The sequence below is a fragment of the Noviherbaspirillum sp. genome (genome assembly GCF_035654295.1).
In the GTDB taxonomy this organism is placed as follows: domain Bacteria; phylum Pseudomonadota; class Gammaproteobacteria; order Burkholderiales; family Burkholderiaceae_D; genus Noviherbaspirillum.
The window spans coordinates 1-7,239 of record NZ_DASRXF010000159.1 but is presented as its reverse complement, the minus strand read 5'-3'; the positions used below and the strand labels follow the sequence as shown (position 1 = coordinate 7,239).

Genomic DNA, 7,239 nt, shown 5'->3' with positions numbered 1-7,239 from the left:
CCGCCCCAGCCGTGCACGAACAATACGCCGGGCATGCGCATGTCCGGCGTGACGATGGTGCCGGCGATGCGGTTATCGTCGACGCTGATGTGTATCGTGTCCTCACGTGTTGCCATACTCCTCCAGCCTTGCATACTTGGTCAGCGGTCCCACCTTGCCGTCGTCGCCCTGGAAATAGACGGTGGCGCCGGAGGGCAGGGAAGGGGGCGCGCCATAGATTTCCGTCGTCGATGCGCGCACCACGGGCAGCGACGGGTCGTCGCCGAAGGCTTCCAGCGCGGCGAGTTCCGCTCCGCTCGCGCCGCCGATGCGCCAAGACTGTTCGAGCACGCCGGAATACCAGCGCCCTTCATCGTCGACACCCTGCGCGATATCGTAGTTGCTGCGGGAGGCGAACATGCCCTCGAAACAGGCAAGCGCCGCAGCGTGGTAGGTGCGCGCCTGTGAAATCGCGACCTGCACCTGCTGGCCGAGGGGAAGCTGCAGCAGCGCCTCGAAGCCGCCGCGCACCACGATCAGCTCCGAGCCGCCATACACCTCGCCGCCCCTGTTGTTGCGCGTGAGGCGCTGGGTGCCGCAGTAGGTGGCCAGCAGCTTGCCGACCCGTACTTGTCCCACGCTGCGCGTCTCGGGCGCGGCGAGATTGCGCTCCAGCACGAGTCCGATGCGCGCCAGCTCCCCGGCGTCCAGTTCTTCCAGCGCGGTTTCGAGCTGTTCCCGGCTGCTCACCACCGACTGCCCGAGGCCGCCGATTCCGCTCGGCTTCTTCAAGCGGACCGCCCCGCGTTCCAGAAGTTTCAGGCCGGACTCCAATGCGTCGCGCCGCGAGAATGCGGAGTAGCCGGGGAGCACAACGTCGCGCACCCTCTGACAGAACGCCTCGGACCAGCCCTCCGGCACTGCCGCCGCGCCGGGCGGCAGTGCATGGGTAATGGTCTTGGTGGCGACGAAGGCTTGCGGGACCACGCCGCCGAACAAGTCGTCCTCGCCGCTTATCCCCAGCGCCCCGCCGGCCTCGGCGCGGATGAGGGTATCGTTCGGTACAAAATACAAAGGCCGGTCATAGTGACAGGACGCGTCGTAGGCCCCGGCGAAATCGTCGCCCCGGATGTCCGCCAGCTTTTTCGCAAGCGCATTCTGGGTCGCCACTTCATGTTCGCACAGGCCGTCCCGACAGGAATAGACCACGACAATGCCAGGGGCATTTCCCGGTGCCTCCATCGTCGTCATCGCGTGCGGGTGGGCAGCTTGCATGTCTTTCTCTCTCCGTATCGCGGCGGACGCCACTTCCAGCGCCCGGCTTCCAACCGGCAAGCAAGAAGCAGGCCTCCCGAAGCTTGAGGCAGGGAAATTGTCAAGCGAAGAACGTTACCTCCATGCCACCATGAGCCGGGAAAAAAGGGTTACGATGACGTCATGATCACCAGCTCCAGTCTTACAGCCGCCCAGCTACAGGGTATCCTCAGCATTGCCGACGACGCGATCATTTCCGTCGACAGCGAGCAGAGGATCATCCTGTTCAACCAGGGCGCCGAACGCGTGTTCGGATGGAAGGCGGAAGAGATCATCGGCAAGGATCTGAACAAGCTGCTGCCGCCGCGCTACCACGAAGGCCACGGCAAGCACATGGAGACCTTCGACCGTTCCGGCCAGGCGGCCCGCAAAATGGCGGAGCGCCGCGCCATTTACGCCATGCGCCGCGACGGCACCGAATTCCCTGCGGAAGCGTCGATCTCCAAGCTCGATGTCGGCGGCACCACCATCCACACCGTCATCCTGCGCGACATCTCCGCACGCAAGGCCTACGAACGCGAGCTCGAGGTTGCCAAGGAGCGCGCCGAAGCGGCGATGCAGGCCAAGAGCATGTTCCTGGCCAACATGAGCCACGAGATCCGCACGCCGCTCAACGCGGTGATCGGGATGACCAGCCTGCTGCTCAACACGCGCATCGACGAAGAGCAGCGCGACTACGCACAGACCATCCGCGCCAGCAGCGAAGTGCTGCTGACCATCATCAACGACATCCTCGACTATTCCAAGATCGAGGTCGGCAAGCTCGATATCGAGCGCCAGCCCTTCGACCTGCGCCGCTGCATCGAGGAATCGCTCGACCTGCTGTCGTCCAACGCGGCCGACAAGAACATCAACCTCGCCTACTTCATCGACGACAGCGTGCCCGCGCAGATCGTCGGCGACGTGACCCGCCTGCGCCAGATCCTGGTCAACCTGCTGTCCAATTCGATCAAGTTCACCCATCGCGGCGAGGTAGTCGTATCGGTCACCGCGCGGCAGGGCGAGGACAGCCTGTACGAGATCACTTTCTCGGTCAAGGACACCGGCATCGGCATCCCCGAAGACCGGCAGGCGGAACTGTTCCAGGTATTCACGCAGGTCGACGCATCGACCACGCGCAAGTACGGCGGCACCGGCCTCGGCCTCGCCATCAGCAAGCGACTGGCCGAGGTGATGGGCGGGCGCATGTGGCTGGAAAGCGAAGTCGGCGTCGGCTCAACCTTCCACTTCACCATCACGGCCGAGGCCTCGGGTTCGCAACTGGCGCACAGCTTCCTGCAGGAACGTTCCTCCGCGCTGGCCGGGCGGCGCGTGCTGATCGTCGACGACAACAGCACCAACCGCCGCATCCTGGTCAAGCAGTCGCTGCTGTGGGGCATGGTGCCTTCCGCCGCCGCCTCCGCGATCGAGGCGCTCGACCTCGTGCGCCACGGCCATGCGTTCGACGTCGGCATCCTCGATATGAGCATGCCGGAAATGGACGGTCTTGGCCTCGCCCTGGAAATCCGCAAGTACCGCGACGAACACGCGCTGCCGCTGATCATGCTGACCTCGGTGGCGAACCGCCCGCGCGACGCGACACTGGCGCTGATCAAGTTTGCCGCCTACCTGAACAAGCCGATCAAGCCGACCGCCCTGTTCGATTCCCTGTTGCATGCGATGCGCATCGCGCCCATGCAGCAGGCGCCGCGGCCGCGCGCCGCCGGCGGCAAGCTGGCAGAGACGCACCCGCTGAAAATCCTCGTGGCCGAGGACAACACGGTGAACCAGAAAGTGGTGCAGCAGCTGCTGGCCCACCTCGGCTATCGCGCCGACGTCGTGGCCAACGGTGTTGAGGTACTCGATGCGCTGGAGCGCCAGAGCTACGACGTGGTGCTGATGGACGTGCAGATGCCGGAAATGGACGGCCTGGAAGCGACGCGCCGCCTGCGTGCCCGTTTTGGCACGGGCGGGCCGCGCGTCATCGCGATGACCGCCAATGCCATGCCCGGCGACCGCGAGAAATGCCTGGTGGCCGGGATGGATGCCTACGTATCCAAGCCCGTCGAGCTGGACGACCTGCGTTCGGTGCTGGTCGATGTCACCGGTCCCGCCCGCAGCGAAACCGAAGACAGCCTGCCCATCATCGATCGCCGCCGCATCGACCAGCTGCTCGAACTGCAGGATGAGAACAACCCGACGCTGGCATCGGACATCATCCAGCTGTTCATCAACGACTCGCCCAAGCATCTGCAGAACATCGCCGAGGCGCTCGCCTCCGGCAGCCCGGACGCGTTGCTGTCGGCTGCGCACCGTTTCCTGTCGAGCATCGAAAACCTCGGCGCGCAGCGCATGCGCAAGCACTGCATGGAACTGGAGCGGCTGGGCCGCGAGGGCCTGCTGCAAGGCGGGGACGCGTTGCACGACAGCCTCCGTCGCGAGTTCGACATCGCACGGCAGCACCTGCTCACGATCGTGCAGTCGGTCTGAGCCCGCGCGGCCGATGGCCGCTCAGCGCACTTCCTCCAGGATGCGCAGGCGGTCGTCGAAATTCCAGACGCGGCGGATCTCGATCACATCGAAGCGTCGCGCAAGCTCGGGCGGGAATGCGCTGAAGCGCGCATTCACCCGCACGATACGGTGCACCGCCTCATCCAGTTCCGGCCGTCCGCTGGAACGGTGGATGACCACCTCTTCCACGCTGCCGTCGCTGCGCACGGCCACCGTCACCACCGGATCGCCGTGCGCCTTGTCGACGGCGGCGCGCGGAAACATCACGCTGCCGTTGCGTTCGATCTTCAGGCGCCAGCCCTCGACATACATCATCACCCCGACGTCCGCGTCCCTGCTGCCAAGCAGCGAATGCCTGCGCGGCGGGGCGGCGCTGTTGTCGGCCTGGCGAGAGGTGGGGGCATCATTGCGCAGGGCGTCGCCGCGTCTTGCCTGTTCCAGCGCGCGTCCGGCCAGTCCGCCGAGGCCGCGCGGCAGGGCGTCGATGCGCGCGCCGGGAGCGGGATTGTCGCCCAGCACCAGTTCGGGGCCGCGCGTGGAATTGGCGGCGTGTGCCGCTTCGGCCTCCGCTTTGCGGCGGGCAGCCAGCTCCGCGGCCTGCTTTTGTTCTTGTTCCCGTTCGCGCGCCGCTGCCGCCTCGGCCAATTTGCGGGCCTGCAATTCGGCGGCCTCGCGCTGGATGCGCTCCGCTTGCATGCGCAGTGCTTCGGCGCGCTGCCGCTCTTCCAGTTCCAGCGCCTGGCGCTCTGCCGCTGCTGCTGCTTCCTTCTCACGCTCACGCTGCTGCAGGGCAAGCGCCTCCGCGTGCCGGTTTGCCTCCTCGGTCCGCCTCTGCGCTTCCTGGTCCCGCGCCAGCCGTTCCGCTTCGGCGCGGCGCGCTTCTTCCTCGATGCGCTGCGCTTCCAGTGCAAGTGCCTGCTGGCGGCCGGCTTCTTCCTCCTGCCGTCGCAGCTCGCGTTCTTCCGCTTCGCGCGTCTGTTGCAGACTTTCTTCGCCGGCCGGCGCGTGCACCTCCGCCTTGGACTCCTCGGCAACGGCGCTTTCAGGCGCGGCGACCGGAGCGGGCGGAACCTCGGCCTGCGGCTCGGGGAGGGGCAGAATCTCGTCGACGGCCGGGGCAGGCATGTTGAAGCTGTCGTCGCGGCGTTCATTGAGCGCGATGACCGGCGTTTCCCTCTTGGCCCGCGGGCGCGGAGGGCGCGCGGCCGCGCGCGGTTTGGCCGGGCGTGCCGGCACGGATTTCGGCGACGAAGGAGCCGGCACCAGCCGCATCCCCGCCTGCGGCGAGGCAGGCGCTTCGGCGGGAAGGGCCGGCGCCTCGGCCGCGGGCCGGGCGGCAGGCGGCGCCAGCACCACGCTCAGGTCCACGGCTTGCGCGCGCCGCTCCCGCCACGGCAGTTCCAGCGCCGGCAGGGCAATGCCCGGAATGCCGAACTGTAGGGAAACGACGAAGGCATGCACCAGCAGCGAAAACGTGACCGCGCCGGCCAGCCGCAGACGCCAGGGTCCGTCAGGCGGCAGTTTGCGGGCGGCGGGTGGCGGCATGGATGGTCGGCGGGCGGGCAAATGGATCGCACATTATTGCATCACACGAGGCGCCGGCTGCGATCCGGATCAAGCCGGAAAGTCGCCGCGGCGACAGCCGGGAGCGGATGAGCGTATATACTGTGGCGTTACAGATTCACGCGAAGCGCAGCCCGGCTTCCACTCCATGTCCAGTACTTTCAACATCCTGATCGTCGGCGCACTGTTCTGCGTCCTGATGCTCCTGGTCCTGACTTCGCTCCTGCGCAGCGGCATTCCCGGCATCCGGGAATGGTGGGTCGCCAACGTCCTTGCCTGCCTCGCCCTCGTCCTGTACGCCTTTGGCCGGGAATTGCCTCCCTTCATCGGCTACGAGCTGACCAACGGTGTCTATGCCGCCGCTGCCGCGGCCATGCTGGCGGGTTTCCGCCGCTTCTACGGCAGGAGCCGGATGACGCCGTGGCTTGCCGCCGGGGTGCTGCTGGCGGTGGCGGCGATCGCGCTGTTCCATTACCGCTTCGATTCGTACGCGATGCGCACCATCGCGGTGGCGGTGTTCCAGGGCGCGATCTGCCTCGGCATTGCGGTGACCATCATGCGCGGGCGCAGCGACTGGCGCTCCCATTACCCGTCCCTGTTCACCGTCGGCATGGCCGCGGTCATCACGCTGGGGCATGGCATCCGCAGCGTGATCTACCTCACGCATACCGGTGAAGTGACTTCCTTGCTGCAGCCCTCGCCCTTGAATCTGTTCTTTGTTTCCGCCGGCACCTTCGTGCTTCCGGTGCTGACCTTCGGCGCCGTCATGCTGGTGCACGACACCATGCTGGCAGCGGCGGAACTGGCCGCCAACCGCGACTTCCTCACGGGGGCCTGGACGCGCCGCGCATTCTTCGAGCATTCCGAGCGCGAGATCCTGCGGGCGCGCAGGATGGGGCGCCAGCTCTCCCTGCTGCTGCTCGACGTCGACCATTTCAAGAAGATCAATGACACGCACGGACACGGCGTGGGCGACCAGGTGCTGATCGACCTCGTCAAGCGCGCGGCGACCGTGGTGCGCGGGGTCGATTACTTTGCGCGGGTAGGCGGTGAAGAATTCGCCGTGCTGCTGCCGGAGACCTCGCGCGAAGCGGCTGCGGTAGTGGCCGAGCGCATGCGCGCCGCCGTGGCGCAGTCTGACGCCGCCAGGGGAAAGTCCAAGGCCTTGCCGCCGTATACGATCAGCATCGGCGTATCTTCATTGCGCGGCTTCGAGTCCCTGCACGACCTGATGCGCCGCGCCGATGCCGCCCTGTACGCAGCCAAGGCAATGGGGCGCAACCGGGCGGTCAGCGAGGCAGGGGCCGAGGCCTGACTTACTGCAGCGAATTACTGCAGCGAACGTACGCACAGCCGGAAATCCGGATCTTCCTCGTATCTCCTGACCTCGAACTCCAGGCTGCGCATCAGCTTGAGCATCGGTGCATTGTTGCTCAGTACCAGCCCCTCGATCTGCGCCAGGCCCTTGCTGCGCGCCACGTCCATGATCGACAGCATCATGCGCGAACCCACTCCCTGGCCATTGAATTCGTCGGCGATCGCCAGCGAGAATTCGCAGGTGTTCTGGTCCGGGTTGGTGACGTAGCGCGACACGCCGATGATGCGTTCCGTCTCGCTGAAGCCGCCGTCTTCCGACGGCGTGCGCTCGCGGTGCATCGCCACCAGCGCCATTTCGCGGTCGTAGTCGATGAGCGTGAACTTGGCCAGCATCTTCACCGACAGTTCGCGCATGGTCGACACGAAGCGGAAGTAGCGGCTCTCCGGCGACATGCGGCGCACGAAATCCTGCAGCATCTGCGCATCGTCCGGCCGGATCGGGCGCACCGCGTAATGCCCGCCGCCGCGCATCGGCCACTCCTGTTCCCGCTCGGACGGATAGGGCAGGATCGCCAG

General features: G+C 66.5%; 5 protein-coding genes. 2 read left to right on the top strand and 3 right to left on the bottom strand.

Annotated elements, in window-relative coordinates; translation table 11 throughout:
• Nucleotides 1-102: 102 nt before the first annotated feature.
• Nucleotides 103-1,254 carry a DUF3182 family protein gene (locus VFF99_RS15695; RefSeq protein ID WP_325019514.1) on the bottom strand — a complete coding sequence of 384 codons (1,152 nt, stop codon included), beginning with the start codon at nucleotides 1,252-1,254 and terminating at the stop codon, nucleotides 103-105.
• 162 nt (nucleotides 1,255-1,416) lie between these two features.
• Here VFF99_RS15695 and VFF99_RS15690 point away from each other — a divergent pair, with 162 nt between their 5' ends.
• A complete protein-coding gene (locus VFF99_RS15690) occupies nucleotides 1,417-3,762 on the top strand; it encodes a PAS domain-containing hybrid sensor histidine kinase/response regulator (RefSeq protein WP_325019513.1) in 2,346 nt (781 codons plus the stop codon).
• Nucleotides 3,763-3,783: 21 nt separating this feature from the next.
• On the opposite strand, the gene VFF99_RS15685 is transcribed toward VFF99_RS15690, so the two are convergent.
• A complete protein-coding gene (locus tag VFF99_RS15685; protein ID WP_325019511.1) occupies nucleotides 3,784-5,328 on the bottom strand; it encodes a TonB family protein in 1,545 nt (514 codons plus the stop codon).
• 166 nt (nucleotides 5,329-5,494) lie between these two features.
• On the opposite strand from VFF99_RS15685, the gene VFF99_RS15680 reads away from it, so the two are divergent.
• The gene (locus VFF99_RS15680; RefSeq protein ID WP_325019510.1) at nucleotides 5,495-6,661 is read left to right on the top strand and encodes a GGDEF domain-containing protein; all 1,167 of its coding nucleotides are present in this window, start codon (nucleotides 5,495-5,497) and stop codon (nucleotides 6,659-6,661) included.
• Between the two features lie 14 nt (nucleotides 6,662-6,675).
• Here VFF99_RS15680 and VFF99_RS15675 read toward each other — a convergent pair.
• The coding region (locus VFF99_RS15675) for a GNAT family N-acetyltransferase (protein ID WP_325019508.1) at nucleotides 6,676-7,239 on the bottom strand (564 nt) is incomplete at its 5' end.